The organism is Propionimicrobium sp. PCR01-08-3 (assembly GCF_030286045.1).
GTDB lineage: Bacteria > Actinomycetota > Actinomycetes > Propionibacteriales > Propionibacteriaceae > Brooklawnia.
The window spans coordinates 2,847,885-2,870,188 of the sequence record NZ_CP127390.1 but is presented as its reverse complement, the minus strand read 5'-3'; the positions used below and the strand labels follow the sequence as shown (position 1 = coordinate 2,870,188).

General features: G+C 63.0%; 21 protein-coding genes. 12 read left to right on the top strand and 9 right to left on the bottom strand.

Annotation, left to right across the window (positions count from 1 at the left end; all coding sequences use genetic code 11):
* Window positions 1-22 precede the first annotated feature (22 nt).
* Genes QQ658_RS13325 through QQ658_RS13315 form a run of 3 tightly spaced genes read right to left on the bottom strand, consistent with a single transcriptional unit; the run spans window position 23 to window position 2,679 of the window.
* Window positions 23-685, bottom strand: a complete 663-nt coding sequence (locus QQ658_RS13325) for a methionine ABC transporter permease (protein WP_286025323.1) — start codon at window positions 683-685, stop codon at window positions 23-25.
* Window positions 682-1,752, bottom strand: coding sequence for a methionine ABC transporter ATP-binding protein (locus tag QQ658_RS13320; protein ID WP_286025322.1), 1,071 nt, complete (start codon window positions 1,750-1,752; stop codon window positions 682-684). Before QQ658_RS13320 ends, QQ658_RS13325 begins: the two co-directional genes overlap by 4 nt.
* 36 nt (window positions 1,753-1,788) lie before the next feature.
* Window positions 1,789-2,679 (bottom strand): MetQ/NlpA family ABC transporter substrate-binding protein, encoded by an 891-nt coding sequence (locus QQ658_RS13315; protein ID WP_286025321.1) that lies wholly within the window; start codon window positions 2,677-2,679, stop codon window positions 1,789-1,791.
* Window positions 2,680-3,104: 425 nt separating this feature from the next.
* Here QQ658_RS13315 and QQ658_RS13310 point away from each other — a divergent pair, with 425 nt between their 5' ends.
* The gene (locus tag QQ658_RS13310; RefSeq protein ID WP_286025320.1) at window positions 3,105-3,797 is read left to right on the top strand and encodes an aminotransferase class I/II-fold pyridoxal phosphate-dependent enzyme; all 693 of its coding nucleotides are present in this window, start codon (window positions 3,105-3,107) and stop codon (window positions 3,795-3,797) included.
* 58 nt (window positions 3,798-3,855) lie between these two features.
* Here QQ658_RS13310 and QQ658_RS13305 read toward each other — a convergent pair whose 3' ends face one another.
* Window positions 3,856-4,830, bottom strand: coding sequence for a lactate/malate family dehydrogenase (locus QQ658_RS13305; RefSeq protein ID WP_286025319.1), 975 nt, complete (start codon window positions 4,828-4,830; stop codon window positions 3,856-3,858).
* Window positions 4,831-5,070: 240 nt separating this feature from the next.
* Here QQ658_RS13305 and QQ658_RS13300 point away from each other — a divergent pair, with 240 nt between their 5' ends.
* A complete protein-coding gene (locus tag QQ658_RS13300; RefSeq protein ID WP_286025318.1) occupies window positions 5,071-5,658 on the top strand; it encodes a class I SAM-dependent methyltransferase in 588 nt (195 codons plus the stop codon).
* Between the two features lie 174 nt (window positions 5,659-5,832).
* Here the strand turns inward: QQ658_RS13300 and QQ658_RS13295 are convergent, their stop codons facing one another.
* From QQ658_RS13295 to QQ658_RS13280, 4 genes are all read right to left on the bottom strand, one after another.
* Window positions 5,833-7,440 carry a 5-oxoprolinase subunit B/C family protein gene (locus QQ658_RS13295; RefSeq protein WP_286025317.1) on the bottom strand — a complete coding sequence of 536 codons (1,608 nt, stop codon included), beginning with the start codon at window positions 7,438-7,440 and terminating at the stop codon, window positions 5,833-5,835.
* Entirely contained in the window at window positions 7,437-8,240 is an 804-nt protein-coding gene (locus tag QQ658_RS13290; protein WP_286025316.1) for a putative hydro-lyase, read from the bottom strand. Before QQ658_RS13290 ends, QQ658_RS13295 begins: the two co-directional genes overlap by 4 nt.
* Window positions 8,241-8,268: 28 nt before the next feature.
* Entirely contained in the window at window positions 8,269-9,033 is a 765-nt protein-coding gene (locus tag QQ658_RS13285) for a LamB/YcsF family protein (protein WP_286025315.1), read from the bottom strand.
* 78 nt (window positions 9,034-9,111) lie between these two features.
* Window positions 9,112-10,386, bottom strand: a complete 1,275-nt coding sequence (locus QQ658_RS13280; RefSeq protein ID WP_286025314.1) for an NRAMP family divalent metal transporter — start codon at window positions 10,384-10,386, stop codon at window positions 9,112-9,114.
* A gap of 312 nt (window positions 10,387-10,698) precedes the next feature.
* Between QQ658_RS13280 and QQ658_RS13275 the strand changes: the two genes are divergently transcribed.
* The 4 genes from QQ658_RS13275 (at window position 10,699) to QQ658_RS13260 (ending at window position 14,958) form a co-directional block, all read left to right on the top strand.
* The gene (locus tag QQ658_RS13275) at window positions 10,699-12,246 is read left to right on the top strand and encodes a Re/Si-specific NAD(P)(+) transhydrogenase subunit alpha (protein WP_286025313.1); all 1,548 of its coding nucleotides are present in this window, start codon (window positions 10,699-10,701) and stop codon (window positions 12,244-12,246) included.
* A gap of 6 nt (window positions 12,247-12,252) precedes the next feature.
* Window positions 12,253-13,731, top strand: coding sequence for an NAD(P)(+) transhydrogenase (Re/Si-specific) subunit beta (locus QQ658_RS13270; RefSeq protein ID WP_286025312.1), 1,479 nt, complete (start codon window positions 12,253-12,255; stop codon window positions 13,729-13,731).
* A 444-nt stretch (window positions 13,732-14,175) separates the two neighbouring features.
* Window positions 14,176-14,433, top strand: a complete 258-nt coding sequence (locus QQ658_RS13265; RefSeq protein WP_286025311.1) for a hypothetical protein — start codon at window positions 14,176-14,178, stop codon at window positions 14,431-14,433.
* A 90-nt stretch (window positions 14,434-14,523) separates the two neighbouring features.
* Complete coding sequence (locus tag QQ658_RS13260) at window positions 14,524-14,958, top strand: flavin reductase family protein (protein ID WP_286025310.1); 435 nt, start codon at window positions 14,524-14,526, stop codon at window positions 14,956-14,958.
* Between the two features lie 82 nt (window positions 14,959-15,040).
* Here the strand turns inward: QQ658_RS13260 and QQ658_RS13255 are convergent, their stop codons facing one another.
* Window positions 15,041-15,940: a MurR/RpiR family transcriptional regulator gene (locus QQ658_RS13255; protein ID WP_286025309.1), complete on the bottom strand. Its 900-nt coding sequence runs from the start codon at window positions 15,938-15,940 to the stop codon at window positions 15,041-15,043.
* A 168-nt stretch (window positions 15,941-16,108) separates the two neighbouring features.
* Between QQ658_RS13255 and QQ658_RS13250 the strand changes: the two genes are divergently transcribed.
* The 6 genes from QQ658_RS13250 to QQ658_RS13225 all read left to right on the top strand — a co-directional run bounded on the left by QQ658_RS13250 (window position 16,109) and on the right by QQ658_RS13225 (window position 22,292).
* On the top strand, window positions 16,109-17,668 hold the full coding sequence (locus QQ658_RS13250; protein WP_286025308.1) for an ABC transporter substrate-binding protein: 1,560 nt from the start codon (window positions 16,109-16,111) through the stop codon (window positions 17,666-17,668).
* Between the two features lie 75 nt (window positions 17,669-17,743).
* Window positions 17,744-18,715 (top strand): ABC transporter permease, encoded by a 972-nt coding sequence (locus tag QQ658_RS13245; protein ID WP_286025307.1) that lies wholly within the window; start codon window positions 17,744-17,746, stop codon window positions 18,713-18,715.
* Window positions 18,712-19,596: an ABC transporter permease gene (locus QQ658_RS13240; protein WP_286025306.1), complete on the top strand. Its 885-nt coding sequence runs from the start codon at window positions 18,712-18,714 to the stop codon at window positions 19,594-19,596. The genes QQ658_RS13245 and QQ658_RS13240 overlap by 4 nt, the downstream gene beginning before the upstream one ends.
* Window positions 19,593-20,507 (top strand): N-acetylmuramic acid 6-phosphate etherase, encoded by a 915-nt coding sequence (gene murQ, locus QQ658_RS13235; protein WP_286025305.1) that lies wholly within the window; start codon window positions 19,593-19,595, stop codon window positions 20,505-20,507. The genes QQ658_RS13240 and murQ overlap by 4 nt, the downstream gene beginning before the upstream one ends.
* A gap of 121 nt (window positions 20,508-20,628) precedes the next feature.
* Window positions 20,629-21,798, top strand: a complete 1,170-nt coding sequence (locus QQ658_RS13230) for an anhydro-N-acetylmuramic acid kinase (protein WP_286025304.1) — start codon at window positions 20,629-20,631, stop codon at window positions 21,796-21,798.
* Window positions 21,799-21,800: 2 nt separating this feature from the next.
* Window positions 21,801-22,292, top strand: a complete 492-nt coding sequence (locus tag QQ658_RS13225; protein WP_286025303.1) for a GNAT family N-acetyltransferase — start codon at window positions 21,801-21,803, stop codon at window positions 22,290-22,292.
* The last annotated feature ends 12 nt before the right edge of the window (window positions 22,293-22,304 follow it).

Sequence of the window (22,304 nt, the reverse complement as noted above, 5' to 3'; positions counted from 1 at the left end):
ACGGGTTTTCGTCCGGGCACGCTCAGCGCCGCAACACCTTGCGTGCGAGGGTATTGCCGAGCAGCTGCGCGAGCTGGACGACAATGATGATCACGCCGACAGCGATCCAGGTGACCGCGAAGTTATAACGCTGGTAGCCGTAGACGATCGCGAAGTCGCCCAGGCCACCGCCGGCGACCGCACCTGCCATCGCGGACATATCGGTGATGCTCACGAACAAGAACGTGTAGCCGAGAATCAGCGGCCCGAGGGCCTCCGGGACGATGACGGTGGCGATAACCCACAGCGGCCCGGCACCCATGGCGCGGGCCGCCTCGATGAGTCCGGGATCGATGGCCACGATATTCTGCTCGACAATCCGCGAGGTGGCCACGGTAGCCATGATGGTCATCGGAAAGATCGCGGCGGTCGGGCCGAAACTGGTTCCGGTCACCTTGATCGTCAGCGGCAACAGAGCCGAGATGAAAATGATGAAAGGAATCGGCCTGATCACGTTGACGAGCACATTCAGCACGAAATGCACCGGGCGGTTCGACAGAAGATTGCCGGGTCGGGTTGTGTAGAGCCCGATGCCGAGAACAAGCCCGGCGATACCGCCGATCCCGAGGGTGACAATCACCATTTGGAGAGTCTGCCCGAGAGCTTCCAACAGCACGGGCCATAGATTCTGATTTCCGGCGGTCATCGTAGGTCTCCATCCTTGGCGTCGACACCCACGGGGTTCGCGGCCGTTCCGTGGTCGGTGAGGGTCGTCTGCCGGCGCAGATCGTCGATGACCGCGTCGATTGCTGCTGCGCCACCGGTCAATTCGACGGTCAGCGAGCCGAGGGGACGCGTCTCGATCTCGGAGATGCCTCCATGAATGATGGCGCCGTCCACACCATGAACGCGCAGCCGTTCGGTCAGCAGCGTCGCGGAGCCGCCCTGATCGTTGACCCCGATCGTCACGATGCGCCCCGGATGTCTGGAGCGCAACCGCTTCAGTACATCGGCACTGGGACGATCGTGAAGTGCTGTGCCCACGAAACGCCTGGTGACCATCTGTTGCGGGTTGGCGAACACGTCGTAGACATTGCCAGTTTCCACGACATGCCCGGATTCCATCACTGCCACCCGACTACACAAATACGACACGACCGCCATCTCATGGGTGATCACCGCGATCGTCACGCCGAACTTGTCGTTCACCCGGCGCAACAGGTCGAGCACATCCTGGGTGGTCTCGGGATCGAGAGCGCTGGTTGCCTCGTCCGCCAGGAGCAGGCTCGGCCGGGTGGCCAGGGCGCGGGCGATGCCCACGCGCTGCTTCTGGCCACCCGACAGCTGATCGGGGTACTGGCCGGCTTTGTCGGCCAAACCGACGAACTCCAGCAGTTCGGCAACCCGGCTTTCGCGTTCGCGTTTGTCTGCGCCGGCCACTTTCAGTGGGTACGCGACATTTCCGGCGACAGTACGCGAGGAGAACAAGTTGAATTGCTGAAAGATGAAGCCGATGCCGGCTCGAATGGGACGCAATTTCCGCTCGGGCAGACCTGTGATCACCTGCCCATCGATCGACACGGTGCCTGCGGTTGGGGTCTCCAAACCGTTTATCAAACGGACCAAGGTCGACTTGCCTGCGCCGGAATACCCGATAATGCCGAAGATTTCACCCGAATTGATATCGAGCGAAAGGTGATCGACGGCACGCACATAACCCGATGAAGTGTGGAACTCCTTGGTTACGTCGCGCAGCGAAACAGTTGCTCCCATTGCCCTAAATTGCCTTCTTCTGATCGTTTTGGCGTGTTAGCCCTGTTCACGGATGAGGTCTTCGAGGCCGCTCAGGATTTCTTGGAGTTCTTCCGGGGTCTTGTCGATGGCAAGCGCGGTGCCCTTGTTCTCCTCCACAACGGCATCGATCACCGACGGATCGTGATAGATCTCGACGAGTCGGTTCAACGTGGCATCGTCGACGTCCTCACTGCGAACTGCCCAGACATTGATATATGCCTCCGCTGAATCCGGATCCTGCAGATCCGAGTAGATGGCGGTGGTCGGGTCGATGCTCGCATCGGCGGCGAAGTTGTTGTTGATCACCGCGCCGTCGAGCGACTGCAGTTGGACGGCGGTCTGATTCGGGTCCACGGGCACCACCGTCACCTTGGAGGCGCTCTGGTCGATGTCGGCCGGAGATGACAACGGATTCCCGCCGTCAGCGAGCTTGATGAGCCCGGCAGATTGCAGCACGAGCAGCGCCCGGGCCTGATTGGTGACGTCGTTGGGAATGGCGATCTGGCCGCCGTCCGGAATCTCCGACGGGCTGGTGTAGCCCTTCGACGTGTACAGGCCCAACTGGAAGATGACCGTTGCGCCGATGGGTGTGAGATCCTCATCGGTGTTCACGTTGTAGTTGGCCAGGAAGAGCAGATGCTGGAACTGGTTCGCGTCGAGCCCTCCCTGCGTGAGGATGGGGTTCGGCTGCTGGTAGTCGGTGAAGTTCTGGATTTCGACGTCGATGCCCTCGGCAGCGGCCAGATCGGTGAAGGTCGTCCAATAGTCCTTGCTGAGGTCGGTGACACCGATGGTGACGGTTTCGGATCCGGCCGACCCGGATTCTCCCGAGCTGGACGAGCAGGCCGTGAGCGTGGTGCCCAAAGCAAGCGCTGTCGCCCAGATCGCAATATTTCGTAGCCTCATTGGAGGGCCTTTCTCAAGATGGCCGGGCGCTGCTGCGCCGCGGTTCGGGTACATGAATGTCAGTGGTGAAGCAGAGTACGAGTTCATTCGCAGTGGCGGCATAAACCAGCACAGGAAATGCGGAGATCAGAACTCGGGAATTGGCCGCAAATGCGGCGATCAACCTGGAAGACTCCGGTTGAGAGCTGGGTGGAGAGTCAGTAGCCGATCAGCGCATACAGCAGCACATATGGCATCCGTGCATGAGCATGGCTGAACCCATGAAACGCGGTGCGCGTGCGGTGCTGAACACAATTGCTCCTGTCGCGAAGATGCGAAACGGAATGTCGAACAGACAATAACACGCACCTGTACGCGCCGAAGAATTGCATCAAAGAATTGAGATTCCGGACGGACCCGTGATTGGGACCGTCGATGCACCACGGATGGCGCCAATACAATTGTCGGAGTCGATCCAGAGGAATCATGTCCAGTCGTCCAAGACCCGGATGATCATCGTCAATGACCCGAATAATCCGACAGGTGCCGTTTTCGGCAGGCAGGTCCTGGAGCGGATCGTCGAACTCGCCGACCGATACAACGTGGTGATCGTGATCGACGAGGTTTACGAGCATCTCGTTTTCGATCAGGCTCGCCATATCCCCATCGCAACCCTGCCCGGCGCCCGGGAACGCACCGTCACCATCTCGTCCGCGGGCAAAACCTTCTCGACCACGGGCTGGAAGATCGGCTGGGCCATCGCGCCGCCCGAGATCACCTCGGCGATACTCACCGTCAAGCAATACCTGACCTATGTGAACGGGGCGCCCTTCCAACCCGCGATTGCAACCGGGCTGCGGCTACCGGACGATTTCTATGCCGGGACCGCCCAGAACCTGCAGGGCAAACGTGACCTGCTGGTCGAGGCACTGCATGATGCAGGTTTTCGGGTCTTCTCACCGAAGGGCGCTTATTACGTCCTTGTCGATACCGCTGCTGTGGGTTATCCGGACGCCACCGAGCTCTCCCGGAAACTGCCATCGACGCTGGGAGTGGCCGGTGTGCCCGCAACCGCGTTCGTCCAGGCCGCGCGCCGCGGACTACCGTTCGTTGTTGCGATTCACCTTCTGCAAGCGTGAGGATGTGCTGCGCGAAGGAGCCTCGAGGCTGGCGCGGCTCCGTTCGGTGTGACCTCTGTCAGTCGGCCGGGGTGCTGGCTTCGCAGACCAGCCGGTAACTGTGCTGGACCTTCTCGCAGGAGCCCAGGAAGCGCCGGCGTTCGTCGTCGGTCAGACTCAACTCGTAAATGTCCTCGACACCGTCGGCACCGATCACCGCCGGGGTCGAGATGTAGAAGCCGGACTGCCCGTATTGGCCGTCGAGGTGCACCGAGGCTGCGAGTACCGCGTTCTCGCCACGCACGATGGCGGTGGTGATCCGGGCGGCCGCAGCGCCCACCCCATATTCGGTGCAGTGCTTGAAGTTGTAGATGTCGTATCCGCCATTGAGGCCGTCGCGCTCGACCTCTTCGGCCGAGAAGCCGAACTGCTCGGGATGCTCGGCGGCCAGCTCGGACAGCGGTTTGCCGCCGATGGACACCTGGGAGAAGGCGGCAAGGCCGCTGAACCCGTGTTCTCCCAGCATGTAGGCATCGATGGAGCGAATCGATACGCCGGTCTTGGTAGCGATCGCACGACGCAGCCGGGCCGAGTCCAGGCTGGTTCCGGTACCCAGCACACGGTTTGCCGGCAGACCCGAAAGATCGTGGACGAGACGAGTCACCACGTCGCAGGGATTGGAGACATTCACCCAGAAGCCGTCGAAGCCGGCTGCGGCGATTCGTCCGACGAAGGTACGTGCGATGGCGGTGGTGCCGAAGAGTTCGCCATCGCGGTTGACCGCGACCTGGGAGACATCGCCGGCGGCGTTGATGATGACGTCGGTCTCGGCGAGGGCCTCGTAGTCGGCGCCGACATCGTGGATTCTCACCGGACGCGGCGCGAATGCCGTCGAGTCCAGCAGGTCGAACCGTTCCGCCCGACACTTCTTCTCGTCGATGTCGCACAGATAGAGTTCGTCGGCGACGCCCCAATTGATGAGTGCGCTCGCGGCGTGCGGGCCGACGTGGCCCATTCCCACGATTCCGATCTTGACAGTATTGCGATGCGCCATGATTGCGCTCGGCCTCCTCGAACCGTCGCCGGTGGCTGAAACCGGCTTGCCAGCATGAGCCTATGCCTCACGAACGGACCGCCTGGATCATGGACTCATGGCGGAACTATCTCCGGCGGTGGAAGCTTTGTGCCTTCAATCCCGGCTGCTTCGACAGCCTTCTGACGGGCACAACTGCGGGATCCACGTGGTATGAATGGGCCGCAGGAGTGCCGGCGTGAGATCAGGGAGGGGGCGCCGATGCCGAAGGATCATCCTTTTGCGGATCGCTGGAACCACAACACCCAGCAGTACCCGCGAGTCGCCGAGCTGATCGCGGACTGCCCGCTCGTGCTGGATGTCGGCTGTGGGGAGGGGACGCTGGCCCGCCATCTGGCAGATCTTGGTCACCAGGTGGTGGGCATCGATCCCGACCCGGATGTGCTCCCCACCGATGGCGAGAGCACCCACTTCATGATCGGTGACGTCACCGGGCTGCCATTCGCGGACGCATCATTCGACGCTGTGGTCAGCGTGATGGTGTTGCACCAGACCAGGCTCGAATTGGCGTTGGTCGAGATGCGCCGGGTGCTGCGTCCGGGAGGCTTGTTGGTGGACATCGGCTACGCCCGCAACAAGGGCCTCGGGGAGAAACTGCGATCGGCCGCCGACATCCCTCAGAACCTGATCGCCAAGATCGGCACCACAAGCTGGGAGCCGGACACCATCAAGATGGACGCGCTGCTCGGCTGGGCGGAGACCCGCGAGGCGATTCAGGGCATCCTGCCCGGCGCAACCTGGCAGCGGCTGCCGGGCTGGCGCTATTTGTCCGTGTGGCGCAACAACTAGCCTTCTCCCCACCCTCACGCGACGGCTTCTGCAGGTTGGCCCGTTCCCGCCGCGCTTGTCGACCTGCCGTCTTTCTTCAGTCGCGAGCGCGGTTTGGCCCCATGCTGAAGACTCAAGCGCACCCACTACATGGGCGGCAGCGCAAAACCAGGTTCCCTCGCTCCGTGACTCTGGTTACAGCTCAACGAACGGTTGGTCGATCACGAACCGGATCTTCATGCCCGGCACCAACTGGGCTATGCGGTCGAGATCGGCGTCCGCCACCGAGCCGATGATCGGGTAGCCGCCAGTCAACGGATGATCGGGCAAGAAGAGCACCGGCTGACCACCCGACGGCACCTGGATGGCCCCGGCCGCCGCGCCCTCACTGGGTAATTCACGGGTCACCACACGATCGAGCGGAGTTTTGCCCTCAAGCCGGACGCCGACCCGGTCGGATTGCGGCGTGACAAGCCATTCCTGCCCGGTCAGCAGTTCGATAGCCTCGGATGTGAACCAGTCGGTCCTTGGCCCGAGGACGACGCGCAGTTCGACGATCTCGTCAAACGCCGCCGGTGGCCGGAACGCCGCAAGCGGTTGATGGGAAGGCACCTGGTCGGGCCAGATCACGCGGCCGGGGCTGCCGCCGCCAATGGGAAGCCGGTCGCCCGATCGCAGTGGATCGGGGCCAACTCCCGACAATGTGTCGGTGGCCAGCGAACCCAAGATGGGCTCCAGCCCGAAGCCACGGCGCACCGCCAAGTAGGCGCGCAACCCACGGGTGAATCCACCGATCCGGACGACATCCCCCGGCTCGACGAGCATCGGGACCCCATCCGGAAGATCCAATTCGCCACGGGTTTCACTGATGATCGAGCGCGGCCCATCGGCCCCGGCCACACCCACCAAGGTGCGAGCTTCGAATCGCAATTCTGCCCCGCCACCGGCGATCTCCAAGGCGGCGGTTCCCGGATCATTCCCGACAGCCCGGTTCGCCGCCATCAACGCACCACGGTCGGCGGCACCCGAGGCCGCGACCCCTTGGCCGAGCAGACCCGGGCGTCCGAGATCTTCGAGCAACATCTGCGGCCCGGACGAGACGGCTTCGCACCAGGCATCCCCCAATTCGGGTGGCTCAGCGGCGGGATCTGTAACCATGATCTGCTCGCGCACCGCCCGGTAGCGCACCGGCTGGCCCGGCTGAGCAAGAGCGGGAGGATCACGATCCAACGACCACATCTGCGCGGCCGAATGCCCGAGCAACTGCCAGCCACCAGGTGATTCGCGCGGATAAACCGCCGAAAAGGTGCCGGCCAGTCCCACCGATCCCGCAGGGATCCGGGTCCTGGGCGACGACCGCCGGGGCACATCGAACAACTCGTCGTCCCCCTGGCAATACGAGAACCCGGGCGCGAAACCGACGAACGCCACCTCCCAATGGGCTGCGGTGTGCCGGTTGATCAATTCCTCGACGCTGACCTGAAGCAGGCCGGCCACATCGGCCAGATCCTCCCCGTCGTAGCTGACGTCGATCGTCACCGTCTCGAATTGCGTCTCACCGGCCTGCTTCGGAGCAACCGCCCGAATCATTTTCGCCAGCTCCGCGGCGCTCACCACCGCAGGGTCATAGCGCACCATCACGGTGGACGCAGCGGGCACCAGTTCGTCCACTCCCAGCAGCGAAGCCTCAACCAATGGCGGGTAATGCGCCAGCACACCCGCGAGATCCGGGTATTCGACGATCAGCGCGCGATCGGAGACCGGGACGATCCGCAGCCCGGCCGGGCGAGACACCTGAGTCATACCGCGTAGGTTTCGTTCAGCACATCGGTGACGAACATGGCTCCCGGCGCGTGGGTGATCGCGAAGGGCACTTTCGATGCGGCGATCGCAGCTTGCGGGGTCACCCCGCAAGCCCAGAACACCGGCACTTCGCCGTCGCGCAGCGGCACCGGGGCGTCCCCGTATTCGGGCGCATAGAAGTCGCGGATACCCAAGGCATCCGGGTCACCGATGTGTACCGGGGCGCCGTGCACCGAGGGATAACCGCCGGAGATGCGCACCGCGTCCGCTATCCGGTCGCAGGCGATCGGACGCATCGACACCACCAACTTGCCCTTGAGTCTGCCCGCGGGCCGGCAGTCGACCCCGGTGCGGTACATCGGCACATTGCGTCCGGCAGTTTGGTGCCGGATCTCGATCTGGGCCTGATGCAGCCCGGCCTCGAAGGTGAAACTGCAGCCGATCAGGAAGGTCACCAGATCGGGATGCTCAGCCCAGGCCTCGGTGGCATCCACCGGCTCGGAATCGAGTTCGCCGTCACGCCAGACGCGGTACTGCGGAATATCGGTGCGCAGATCGCTGCCCGGGGCAAGGGCCGACTCGTATCCGCCGCCCTCGATCACGTCGAGCACCGGAACCGGCTTCGGATTGCGCTGGGCATAGAGCAGCACATCCCAGGCCCAATCCTTGGGCACCGAGATCATATTGGCTTGGACGAGGCCCTCCGCGACACCACTGGTGGGTGCCGGATCGGTGCGGGCCTTGAGCCGGGCCGCCCGTCCCGAGGCGAGTAGATCGCCTTCTGCGAATAGTTGCGACATCATTGCTTCCTTTTTTATTGCTGGTCGATCAGGCCCGGGCGAACGGCGCGATCTCGATGCCGTCAGCGGTCAACGCCGCACGCACCGCGGCAGCCATCTGCACCGCACCGGCCGAGTCGCCGTGCACACAGATCGAATCCGCCTCAATGTGGATGACCGAGCCGTCGATCGCCGTGATCGTGCCCTCATGCACCAACTGGAGCATCCGCTCGGCGACCAGCGCGGGGTCGTGCAGCACGGAGCCCTCCTTTTTGCGCGACACCAGGTCGCCGGTCGGCTCGTAGGCGCGGTCGGCGAAAGCTTCGCGGGCCACCGGCAAGCCAACTCGCTCGGCGACCGCGACGCTCACGCCGCCTGCCAGCCCGAGAAAGACCAGGGACGAGTCGACTGCCTTGATGGCGTGAGCCACGACCTCGGCCAGGTGTTCGTCGCGGGCGATGGTGTTGTACAGAGCACCGTGCGGCTTCACATAACGCACCGGCACCCCGGCACCGGCCGCCATCCCCAACAACGCGCCGAGCTGATACTCGACGTCGGCCTGCAGCGTGGCGTCGTCAATGGCGAGTGCCTCGCGTCCGAAATTCGCGTAGTCGCGGTAGCCGGGATGTACCCCGACCGTGACGCCGCGGTCGCGAGCCGCCACCAGGGTCTGGTAGATGCCGGCCGGGTCACCGGCGTGGAACCCGGCGGACACATTCGCGCTCGACACGACGCCGAGCATGGCTTCATCGTCCGAAACCGGACGATCGGCCGTGTTTTCTCCCAGGTCGCTGTTCAGATCGATACTTAACATCGTTTTCTCTCCATGGAAATGACCCTTGATAAATCCAAATACATTACTTCCCGGGGCCGAGGGCAGCAGCCCGCGGGATCAGCCGAGCAGCTCGAAGATCGGGCCGATCGACACGATCGCCATGTACCAGCTCAGCAGCGTGGCCGCGGTACCGAATGTGAGCAGCCACCTAGGGTATGCGTAGCCCTGCAGCAGGCTCTTTTGCCGGAACCAGCCGATGTACATGAAGATCGTCAGCCCGATCGGCAGGATCAGGCCGTTGAGCCCGCCGACGAAGACCAGGATGTTCGCCGGTGCCGCGCCCCAGATTAGGTAGCAGACCATCGACACTGCGATGAAGGCGATGGTGGCGATGCGTAGTGGCAAACCCTCGTGCAGCCGCTTGTCGAATACCGACAGGAAGGTGGCCGAGGTGTATGCGGCGCCGATCACCGACGAGATCGAAGCGGCCCATAAAATAACGCCGAAGATTCGCAGGCCTGCGGTGCCGAGCACATATTGGAATGCCTGTCCGGCCGGGTTGAAGTTGGTGTTGGTGGTGTCGAGCACGAACCCGGACGCGGCAACGCCGAGGATGGCCAGGAAGAGCACATAGCGCATGATGCCGGTGACGATGATGCCGTTCATGGACGCGCGGTGCACGCTCTTCACGTTGTCCGGGCCCGTCTGACCGGAATCCAGGAAGCGGTGTGCTCCGGAGTAGGTGATGTAGCCGCCGACGGTGCCGCCCACGATCGTGGTGATGGACGCCCAGTTGATGGTGTCCGGAAGCACTGTCTGCTTCAACGCTTCGCCGACCGGCGGAGCCGAGACGATCGCTACGTAGATGGTCAGCACGATCATGGCCACGCCCAGCACCAGTACGACCTTGTCCATGACCGGTCCGGCCTTTTTGTAGGCGAAGATGCAGATGGCCAGTAGCGCGGTGATCAGGCCGCCGAGCTTCGCGTCGATACCGAGCATTGCATTGATGCCCAGCCCGCCGCCCGCGACGTTGCCGATGTTGAAGGCCAGCCCGCCGACGATGATCAGGACCCCCAGTACATGGCCGGCGCCGGGCAAAGCCTCATTGGCGAGTTGCCCGGCGCGCTTGCCGGACACGGTGACGATTCGCCAGATGTTCATCTGGACAGCGAAATCGACCAGGATCGAGATCAGGATCGCGAAACCGAATGCCGCGCCGAAACTCAGCGTGAAGGTTGCGGTCTGGGTGATGAAACCGGGGCCGATGGCGCTGGTCGCCATCAAGAAGATCGCGCCGATGATCGGGCTACGGCGGCTCTTCGCGAACTTCTTTGCTGCCGTCTTTCGGTCTTCACCCGACTGTGCAGCGTCGTAGTTGGTATCGGTCATCGTGATTCCTTGCTGTTGCTTGGCGGCATGAAACCCGTGGTGGCGGGTCGCACAGAGGGCACCACTGAGGTTCGGTGCCCATCTGGGGATTCGGCTGTCAGTGAGCAAGACTGCACCTTGCCGGCTTGCTCCGACCGACGGTCTCAGCGTGTGTTACACAGCGTTAACCGTTGTCTTGGGTCTGTCGGCCGCTTGGGGGCGACCTGATCAAATAACGACGGCGCCTGTCGTTGGCTAGGAAGATTACTCTATTGTTCGGACGAAAACAGGCCCGTTATGAGAGCACAACAGGGGCCCGCTAAGCTTTGCGCCATGCAGATAGGCATTCCACGTGAATCCCTGCCTGGTGAAAATCGAGTTGCAGCCACACCGACGACGGTTCCGCAACTGATCAAACTGGGCTACACAGTGATCATCGAGACGCGTGCCGGGCAACGCGCCTCCTTCCCCGATTCGGCGTATGAGGCGGCGGGCGCGCAGATCGGTAGCACTGCCGAAGTGTGGGCGTCCGATATCGTGCTGGCGGTCAACGAACCCAGCGTCGACGAGCTCGAGGCGATGCGTCAGGGTTCGACGCTCGTCACCTTCCTCAATCCGCGGCAGAACCAGCCCCTGCTCGAGGCGTTGCAGAAGCAGGGTGTCAACGGCATGTCGATGGACATGGTGCCGCGTATCTCGCGTGCCCAGTCGATGGACGCGCTGAGTTCGACCGCCAACATCTCCGGTTACCGTGCGGTCGTCGAGGCGTCCTACGCGTTCGGACGCACCTTCGGTGGCCAGGTCACCGCGGCCGGCAAGGTCGCCCCCGCAAAGGTCTTCGTTATCGGCACCGGCGTGGCAGGTCTGGCGGCCCTGGGCGCGGCCAATTCGCGGGGAGCCGAGGTCTATGCGACCGACGTGCGTCCGGAGACGGCCGAGCAGGTCGAGTCGATGGGCGCCACCTTCTTGAAGGTGCGCACCTCATCGGACGATCAAGGCGTCAGCTCCGACGGCTACGCGAAAGAGACCTCGGACGACTACAACGTGCGTGCGGCCGAGCTCTACATGGAGCAGGCCAAGAAGGTCGACATCATCGTGACGACCGCGGCGATACCGGGGCGTCCCTCACCCAAGCTGATCACCGCCGAGATGGTGCGGGCCATGAAGCCCGGCAGCATCATCGTCGACCTGGCGGCACTTGGCGGCGGCAACTGCGAACTGACCAAGCCGGGCGAGAAATACGTCACCGACAACGGCGTGACCATCATCGGCTACACCGACCTGGCGAGCAGGCTTCCGGGCCTGGCAAGCCAGCTTTACGCCACCAACCTGGTCAATCTGCTGAAGCTGGCCACTCCGCAGGCCGACGGGCAACTCGTCATCGATTTCGACGACGAAGTGCTGCGGAACATGACGGTCACCAAGGCCGGTGAGATCACTTTCCCGCCACCTCCGATTCAGGTGTCGGCGGCACCCGCGCCGCTGCCCGACAAGGAGGAATTGCCGGCCGCTATGAGTGTGTCACCCAAGGAACCGAAGCCCTGGTGGGTGACCTTCGGGATCGTTGCGGTGCTTGCTGTTGCGGCGATAGCGCTGCTGACCATCGCGCCGGCCTCGTTCGTCCGGCTGTTCGGCATCTTCGCTCTCGCCCTGGTGGTCGGCTACTACGTGGTCTGGAATGTGACCTCGGCGTTGCACACGCCGCTGATGAGCGTGACCAACGCGGTCTCCGGCATCATCTTGGTGGGTGCGATCAGCCAACTCGGCAATGAATCACTGGCCATCAAGATCGTCGCGACCTTGGCCGTGCTGATCGCCAGTATCAACGTTTTCGGTGGGTTCACGGTGACCCAGCGCATGCTCACGATGTTCCGGAAGTGATCGGCGATGCTCGCAAACTTTGTTCAGGCGACCTACATCGTCGCCGGTGTTCTGTTCATTCTCGCTTTGGCTGGGCTGTCGAAGTTCGAGACTTCCAAGCGAGGCAATGCCTTCGGCGTCCTGGGTATGGTGCTCGCCGTTGCGGCGACCATCACCGCGGTGTGGGCGCCCGAGTCGTGGCGTGGTGACGATTGGGCCGAGCAGATGCCCAGCTTCGTCGGCGGCGGAGGAGTTCTGCCGCTGGTGTTGCTGGTCGTTGCGATGCTGATCGGCGCGGTCATCGGCTTGTTCAAGGCGACCCGGGTCGAGATGACCGGAATGCCGCAGCTCATCGCGCAGCTGCACTCGTTCGTCGGCCTGGCCGCCGTGCTGATCGGTTTCAACGTGTTCGTCGAGACCCGTCAGCTGCTGGCCGCCGGTGAGACGGTGCACGACGTCGGCTTTCATCTGGCAGAAATTTGGATCGGCATCTTCATCGGCGCGGTCACCTTCACCGGCTCGATCGTGGCGTGGGGCAAGCTGGCCGAGAAGATTCCCTCGAAGCCGCTCACCCTGCCCGGACGCAACTTCATCAACCTGGGCTGCATCATCGGCATCATCGCTTGTGGTATCTGGTTCCAGAGTTCGCATGCATGGCTGCCGTTGATTCTGCTCACCGTGCTCAGCCTGTTCCTGGGCTTCCATCTGGTGGCCGCGATCGGCGGTGCCGACATGCCGGTGGTCATCTCGATGCTGAACAGCTACTCGGGCTTCGCGGCCGCGTTCAGCGGCTTCTCGCTCGGCATGAACGTGCTCATCATCACCGGTGCGCTGGTCGGTGCGTCCGGCGCGATCCTGAGCTTCATCATGTGCAAGGCGATGAATCGGTCGTTCGTCTCGGTGATCCTGGGTGGTTTCGGGGCGACCGCTGCCGCCACCTCTGATGGTCCTCAGGGCGAGGTTCAAGAGGTCAAGGCGGACGAGTTGGCGAGTTGGCTGGCCGACGCGCGTTCGGTGATGATCACCCCCGGCTACGGCATGGCCGTCGCCCAGGCGCAGTATCCGGTTGCCGAGCTGACCAAGCGGCTCACCGAGGCCGGCGTCCAGGTGCGGTTCGCCATTCACCCGGTCGCCGGACGCCTGCCCGGCCACATGAACGTGCTGCTCGCCGAGGCCCACGTGCCCTACGACATCGTCTACGAGATGGACGAGGTCAACGACGAGTTCGATGAGACCGACGTCGTCCTGGTGATCGGAGCCAACGACACCGTCAACCCGACGGCGATGGAGCCGGGCACCCCGATCTCGGGCATGCCGGTGCTGCACGTCTGGGAAGCCAAGAAGGTCGTGGTGTTCAAGCGTTCGATGAAGCCCGGCTATGCAGGGGTGGAGAACCCGCTGTTCTTCCTCGATAACACCTTCATGTTGTTCGGGGACGCGAAGGCTTCGGTGGACGCCATCAATGCCGCTCTCCCGGCAGCGGAGGGCCGTCCGGCGATCGCCTGATCTTTGTCTGCAGCATCGCGGTTGCCCGGTCTTCCAACAGGTGGCCGGGCAACTGGCATTATTGGGTTCACTTTTACGCACTATGGCTGCAAAAGTGAACCCAATAATTGAGCCCGGCCCGGCCCAACGGTAATTCGTACTACACTTGTGTCGTACGGAATCATGATCGGAGCGGAATCGTGGTGATTCGGGTTCATCCGCGAGTGACCAGGAGGCATCCTGAAGTCGCAGAAGCCGATGCCGAACAAGCATTTGTCGGCACGCTTCGAAAGGTATTGCGCGAGGACGCTGACCCCCGCCAGTGGGTCGGCGTCGGGCTTGACGGACGGGGACGGTTGCTGGAATACGTTGCGATTGAGACAGGACCCGATGAATGGCTGATATTCCATGCGATGTCGGCAACGAAGAAAGTGCTCCATGAAGTCGGTTTGAGGAGGTAAGGAAATGGCCGAATACACAGCTGCAAACGGGACGAAGTTCACCGATGCCGATCTTGAGCGATGGGGTCTGGAGGCCGAGTCGGGATTTCCTGATGCCAAATTCGGAGTCTCGTCGCCGGGACGTCCCGTGAGCGTGGGCGATGACGCGCGCCCGCTCACGGTGCGCCTTGATGCGGTTCGCCGAGCGAAGCTTCGTGAGGTCGCCCGGACGAAGCACACCACCGTTTCCGAAGTGGTGCGCGAGCTCATTGATGCTCTGTGAGAACGGCGCACGCTCTTGACGATCCACAGCGAGCACCCATTTCTGCCGCCCCCTGACCAGCGGGATTTGGTGAGGCGGCTGCGAGGATCGATGCCGGCTCCGGTGAGCATCTGGACGAGTGCTTCGGACGGGCAGCGGGACGGCTGGACGATCTCTTCGGTGATGATCGCCGACGGAGAGCCTGCCGAGATCGTCGCGCTCGTCGACGAGGACTGCGACTGGTGGGACCTGTTCAGCGAGACCGGTCTGGCCTGCGTTAACATTCTGGGCCCTGGTCAGGGTGGCATCGCCGACGCCTTTGCCCGGGTGGCGCCCTCGGCCGGTGGAGTCTTCCGGACCGGCGAGTGGCAGGACTCCAGCCACGGTCCGAGATTGACCGGTGCGTCGGCGTGGGCCGGAGTCAGTCTGATGACGGCCGATCCCGAACATAGCGGCTGGGGCCTATTGGTGCGCGCCCAGGTGGACTGGATCGAGATCGCCGAAGGCATCCAAGCGTTGGAGCATCGCAAGGGCCGCTATCTGTGATCGGTGGCATGTTGACGGAACGTAGAAAAATTCGAAGAGTTTTTTTACACATCGCGTGAACATGTAAAGATTTTTTCTGTGCTCACTCGGGCACTTTCAACTGATGCACGGCGGCGTAGGTGTCGCGCAGTGCCGCCATTGATTTGTCGTAGTTCGACTGGGCGACCCCGATGAACAGGCAGTCGATAACCATGAGCTGGGCGATCCGGCTGCCCAGGGCGCCGGATCGAAAGACGGTCTCGCGGGCGGCAGTGGTGAGCACGATGTCGGCGTGGCTGGCCAGCGGTGCGCCGGCATGATTGGTTATCGCGATAGTGGTTGCGCCGGAGCACCGGGCCAGCCGCAGATATTCGATGGTGTCTTGAGTGGTTCCCGAGTGCGAGACCGCGACGGCCACCGTACCGGCGGGGAGTGCGACTGCCGACGTCCAGGCAGAATGTGCGTCCGACCAGTTGACGCAGGTGTGGCCGATGCGGGTGAGCTTTTGCTGCAGGTCCAGCCCGATGAACGAGCTCGCGCCCACCCCGAAGACATCGATCCTGAGTGCCCGCGCAACTGCATCGACAGCTTGGCCGAGGGCATCCATGCTCAGTACCTTCGCGGTATCGGAGATCGACATGGTCTCGGCCAGCGAGATCTTTGCGACGATGTCTGCCAGTGAATCGGCGCGGTCGATATCTCCGGATGCCTCCGGCAGCCCGGCGGTCTCGAATGACTCCCTGGCTACGTCGCGCAGCACGTCAACCCGCAGTTCTTGCAGATGCCGGTAGCCGAGTACCCGATAGAAGCGCACCACCGTCGTGGTCGATGTCTGTCCGCGAGCCGCAAGGTCGGCGATCGACAACGCAGAGGCCTCGGCAGGGTCGTTCAGGAACAAGCGGGCGATGCGTTGTTCGCTCGGACGCATCTTCGGTAACAACGCACGTATGCGCACCAGCGCCGGCGATGCATCGGCCTCGCCGACGCGGTTCATTTCGGCCATCGACTCTCCTGTACAAGGTCTTTAGTTGCAATTATGTGACAGCCTGCGTCATTCTCTTACATAGATGCAGCGATCAACGTACTTTTATTTCACATCCAGGGGTCGGACTGATCACCGCAGTGGATTTGACCAGAGTCCGTCCCGTTCATCCGTACAGAGGAGTTATCCATGGCTGGAGGAAAACGCACGAAGCGCAAGATCCTCGCCGCGTTCGGTGTCGTCTCGGCACTTGCGCTCGTCATTTCCGGCTGCTCGTCGTCTTCACAGCCTGCCGAGACCAGCAATGATGCCGGTGCAACAGGCGGTGCGCTGGTGATCGGTGTCACTAGCGAGCCCGACACGCTCTTCCCGTGGAAGGCAACCCAGTTTCAGGCAGTCAACGTGCTGCAGAATATCTACGGCACTCTGACCGAGTTTGACCAGAATCTCGAAGTCGTGCCCGGCCTCGCCGAGTCGTGGGATACCTCGGACGACGGGTTGACCGTTACCTTGCACCTGCGTGAGGGAGTCACCTTTACCGACGGCAGCACCTTTGGCTCCGAAGACGTCAAGTATTCGCTCGAGGCGATGATGGACGAAGCAACCGCGGCGGTCGGAGCGGCATCGCTCAGTTCGGTTGACGAGGTCGAGGCCACCGATGAGAACACTGTGACTCTCACCATGAGTGCCCCCGACTCGTCCCTGTTCGCGAATCTGGCCCCGATCAACATGGCGATGCTCTCTTCGGACGATACCGAAGAGGCGCTTAACACCACACCCAACGGCACCGGCGCTTTCGAACTGTCGGATCGTAAGCCGAGCCAGTCGCTGACCCTGGCCCGCAACGACTCCTACTGGGGCGAGGCGGCGAAGCTCGACTCGGTCGAGTTCCGCATCATCCCCGACGAGTCGTCCATCGTTTCGGCCATGCAGTCCGGCAATGTGCAGCTCGCTACCTTCGACGACGCGCTGGTGGCACAGACCGCGGAGGCGGCCAACCTCACGGTCGCCAAGACACCGCAGCTGAACTATCACGTGTTGCAGTTGAAGGCTACCGACGGCCCGCTCGCCGATGTCAACGTGCGGTTGGCCATCCAGTGCGCGGTGGACCGTCAGCAGGTGCTCGATACCGCGGCGATGGGCGAGGGTGAGGTGACTGGTCCGATCACCGCTCCGGCTTATGAGTCTGACCCGAGTTCGCGTCCCTGCCCGGAGCGCGATCTCGACAAGGCCGCCGACTACCTGAATAAGGCCGGATTGTCGGATGGCGTGACGATCAATACGATCGTTTCCCAGGGCGAGTACTCGACCTCGGTCAACGAGGCGCAGAACCTGAAGGCCCAGCTGGCCGAGGCAAACATCAACATCGAACTTGAAGTTCTCGAATCGGGTAGCTATGTCGATCGCTGGGTTGCCGGCGACTTCGAGGCGGCCGTTGCGCTCAACGGTGGTCGTCCCGACCCGGACGGCTCGTACTCGCGCTACTTCACCAGCACCGGAAACCTGAACAAGGTCGCCGGCTACTCTTCTCCCGAACTCGACCAGCTCTTCGCCGAGGGACGCGAGACCTCGGACGTCGAGAAGCGCAAGGAGATCTATACCGAGATCTCCAACAATCTCGAAGAGAACGCTCCGTGGATTTGGCTGTTCACCAGCTACTCCTACACCGCGACCACGTCCAATGTGACCGGTTTCACTCCGATGGCCAATGGCTCGCTGCAGTTCTTGCGCGAGACTTCGCTCGCCTGAGTCGGTCGGCCCGGGTTCAGGGGGTGAACCTGGATCCGGGCCGAACTCGTTTGATCCCTCTTTATCTGGAGGAGCATGATTCACCGTCTGTTCGCGAACCGGATATTCCGGCGCATATTGGCCTCGCTGGGCACTTTGCTCGGTGTGGCAATCGTCGTCTTCGTCATGCTGCGGGCCATTCCCGGTGACCAGATCACCGCGGGCCTCGGCACCGAGGCAGCAGCGCTCACCCCTGACCAACGCGCCGCGCTCGAGGCCTACTACGGCCTGGACAAGCCACTGGTCGTCCAGTTCTTCTCCTGGCTGGGCAATATCTTCACCGGCAACCTGGGATTCTCGGCCAGGTCGCAGATGGGCGTCGGCGCGATGATCGCCCAGTCGCTGCCGGTGACATTGGAGTTGGCAATCTTCTCGATCGTCCTCGCCCTTGTCGTCGGTGTGCCGCTCGGCATGATGTCGGCGTCGAAGCCCGATTCGGCCCGTGACGCGGCAGGTCAGGTCGTCGGGCTCGCCGGGCTGTCGATCCCGGCCTTCCTGCTGGCGACCGCGCTCGTGTCGTTGCTGTCTTCGGCGTTCGGATTCAATCCGAACGGACAGGCGTATGCCGGCCTGTTCACCAACCCCGCCCTGAACCTGAAGCAGATGCTGTTGCCGTCGGTCGTGCTGGGCTTCGGAATCGCGGCACCGATCATGCGGACGACCCGCACCGCCGTGCTGGAGATCCGCTCCCAGGACTTCATCCGCACCGCCAAGGCCAAGGGCGTCGGCCCGCGCCGGATCCAGCTGAAGCATGTGCTGCGCAACGCGCTCGTCCCGATCACGACGATGACCGGCCTGCAATTCGGCTATCTGTTAGGTGGTGCCGTGGTTGTCGAGCAGATCTTCTCGTTGCCGGGCATCGGACGACAGGTGCTGCTCGGTATTCAGCAGAAGGAATATGCGGTCGTGCAATCGACGGTGCTGATGATCGCTCTGTTCTTCGTCATCGTGAATCTGCTGACCGACATCTTGTACCGGATCATCGACCCGAGGGTGCGTGCAGAATGACGGACATTTCGCAATCGGTCACCATTGTTCCCGGGGGCGGACGAACCGCAGAGCGCGTCCGGCTGCTCGTGCACAGTGCTTCGGGCTTGACCGGCCTCATCATTCTGGTCGCATTGCTGCTGCTCAGCATGGGCAGTGCCTTCGGCCTATGGGGCGATCCGCTCGCCCAAGACGCCGCCGTGAGAATCCAGGGGCCCTCGGCTGCGCACTGGTTCGGCACCGACCAGTTCGGACGCGATGTCTTCGCCCGGGTCGCGGCCGGCGCTGCCAACTCCGCTCTGATCGCGGTCGTCGCGGTCACCTTCTCAACCGTCGCCGGCACGCTGGCCGGAGTGTTCTCCGGCTTCTACCGCGGCACCACAGACACCGTGGTGGGCGGCATCACCAACGTGCTGTTTGCGTTTCCTCCGCTGCTGCTGGCCCTGTCGCTGGCGTCGGTTTTCGAACGCACCTGGTTCACCGTTGCGATCGCCATCGCCATCGTCTATGTGCCGATCTTCGTCCGCGTCACTCGCGGCCCGGTGCTCTCGCTGCGCGAGATCGAATACGTAAAATCGGCAGTCAGCACCGGCCAATCAAGACTATCGATCATGTTCCGGCACGTGCTGCCCAATATCACCTCGATCATCATCGTGCAGATCGCGCTCTCGCTGTCGTGGGCCGTGCTGACCGAGGCGTCCTTGAGCTTCCTCGGCCTGGGCACCCCGCCGCCGGTTCCCTCGCTCGGTTCGATGATCTACGAGTCCCGCACCCTGGTGACGATCGCCCCATGGACGATGATTGCTCCCGGCGTCGTGGTCGTGCTGCTGGTCGTCGGCCTCAACCTGCTCGGTGACGGACTGCGCGACGCCCTCGACCCATCGAACAGAGGAAAACGATGACCGCCCTCGGTGACGAACTCGCCACGCTGGTGACCGAATCCAGCGACCCGCGCTATTCGAAGATCGACACCCTTCCGGTGGCCGATCTGGCCGCGATCATGAATGATGCGGACGCTACAGTGCCCGGCGCGGTGCGCAAGGCTCTGCCGCAGCTCGTGCCTGCGATCGAAGGCGTCGCCGACCGGATGGCCCGCGGCGGGCGGCTGCTTTATGTCGGTGCCGGCACGCCCGGCAGGCTCGGCGTGGTGGACGCATCCGAGTGCCCACCCACCTTCAACACCGATCCCGACCAGGTCACGGGCATCATCGCCGGGGGACCGGCCGCCATCTTGAATGCGGTCGAGGGTGCTGAGGATGATGAGTCAGCCGGTGTTTCGGCAATGGACGAGGCGGGCGTCGGGATGCTCGACTCGGTGGTGGGCATCGCCTCCAGTGGACGCACCCCCTTCGTCGTCGCCGCCATCGCCCGCGCCCGCGAGTTGGGTGCCTTGACGGTGGGACTGTCGTGCAATACCGACACGAGGTTGAGCGCGGCGGCCGAGCATGCCATCGAGGTTCCGCTGGGGCCCGAAATAGTATCCGGGTCGACCAGATTGAAGGCCGGCACCGCCCAGAAGCTGGTGCTCAACATGATTTCGACGATCACCATGATCCGGCTGGGCAAGACTTACGGCAGCCTGATGGTCGACGTTCGCGCCACCAACGAGAAACTGCGCGAACGCGCGATCAGGATCGTCAAATTGATCACCGATGCCGATCGCGAACAGGCACTCGGCACGCTGGAGCAGGTCAGTTTCGATGTGAAGCTCGCTTCGGTGATGATCGCCCGTGGCGTCGGCGAGCAAGGCGCGCGAGCCCTGCTCGATGGTGCGAATGGACGCCTGCGCCAAGCGCTGGAGGCGGAAAAATGAGCGCGGTCTATACCTGGGTTGCCGGGCCGATCGTGGTTGCCGACGTTCGCGCAAAAGACAAGCTCACTTCCCGGCAACCAGTGCCGGCCCGGCTCAGGAGTACTCATGGAGGCCAACTGACATGCGCGTTCTAGGGATGATCTCGGGTACCTCTCATGACGGGATCGATGCGGCAGTCGTTGATTTCAGCGAACAAGACGGGCTGCTCACCGCTCGGATCGTGACCGATGCGAGCGTGCCCTATGACAACCGGCTGCGTTCTCGATTGATCGCCGCGCTGCCTCCTGCCGAGACGACGTTGGACGAGATCTGTGAGCTCGACACCCTGATCGGGCAGGCCTTCGCAAAGGTTGCCGTCAAGGTCGCGAACGCCGCGGGTGGTATCGACGCGGTGTGCTCGCACGGCCAGACCGTCTACCACTGGGTGAAGAACAACCGGGCTCTCGGCACTTTGCAGATCGGGCAGCCCGCCTGGATCGCCGAGGCAACCGGACGCCCGGTGGTGTCCGACATCAGGGCCCGCGATCTCACCGTTGGTGGCCAGGGTGCGCCTCTGGCGTCCACCATCGATCATTTGCTGCTGGCCGGACGAGGCGAGACTGCGGGCGCTCTGAACATGGGCGGCATCTCGAATCTGACGGTCGTGGCTCCGGATTCGCTGTCGGCCTTCGACATCGGGCCGGCCAACGCGCTGATCGATGCGATCGTGACCACCTACGGGCTCAACCCGCTGGGCTATGACGCCGACGCCACCATCGCCCGCCAGGGCAGAATCGATCAGGAACTCTTGGGAAAGCTCCTGGACGACCCCTATTACTCCTTGCCAAACCCGAAAAGCACGGGCAAGGAATACTTCAACATCGAATATGTCGACGAGGCGATTTCCGGGCTCGGCCACCGCGTGCCGGCCTACGATCTGATCGCCAGCCTGACCGAACTGACGGTGTGCACGATCGCCGATGCCGTGCGGGCAGCTGGCATCAGTTATCTCGCCTGCTCGGGTGGTGGCATTCATAATCCGCTGATCATGGAGGGCCTGCGCCGCGAACTCCCGGGGGTCGAAGTGGTGCTCAGCGATGCCCTTGGGGTGCCCGCCGATTCCAAAGAGGCGGTCTTGATGGCCCTGCTCGGCTGGTGCACGCTGCACGGAGTGCCAGGGATCGTTCCCGGCGGTACCGGTTCTGCCGAACCGAGAATTCTGGGCAGTATCACTCCCGGCACCGGTCCATTGGTGTTGCCCGAGCCAGTGGATACGATCACCGGCTTACGAATCGAAGACCAGAACCGGTAGCCATGGACGACCTCACTTTGCGCGTCGCTTCGCCGGACGATCTCGACCGGATCGTCCGAGTCTTCCTGGAATGCTGGCGGCAAAGCTACGTCGGCGTTTTGCCATCGTCGGTCATCGACGAGATGACCGACGGGCGCGCCGACGCGCTCTGGCAACGGGTGTTGGCCTCGCATGAGGGCGAAGTCGTGGTGGCCGAAGACGGCCGGGAATTGCTCGGGCTCACCCGGTATGCACGGATCGGCAACAAGGGCGCGGTCCACTCGTTGTATGTGGCGCCCGGCGTCCACGGCCAAGGTGTCGGCGGGCGCCTTCTCGGGCATGCGGAAACTCGGCTGCATGCTCAGGGGGCGAGCGTCGTCCGGTTGTGGGTATTCGCCGCCAACGCCGGGTCGTTGGGCTTCTACCGGGCGCATGGCTGGCAGCCCGATGGTGAACAACGAGTGGAGGACGAATTCGGCGAACCTGAATTGAGACTGACGAAGGCATTGGGATGAGGAGGGCCAACC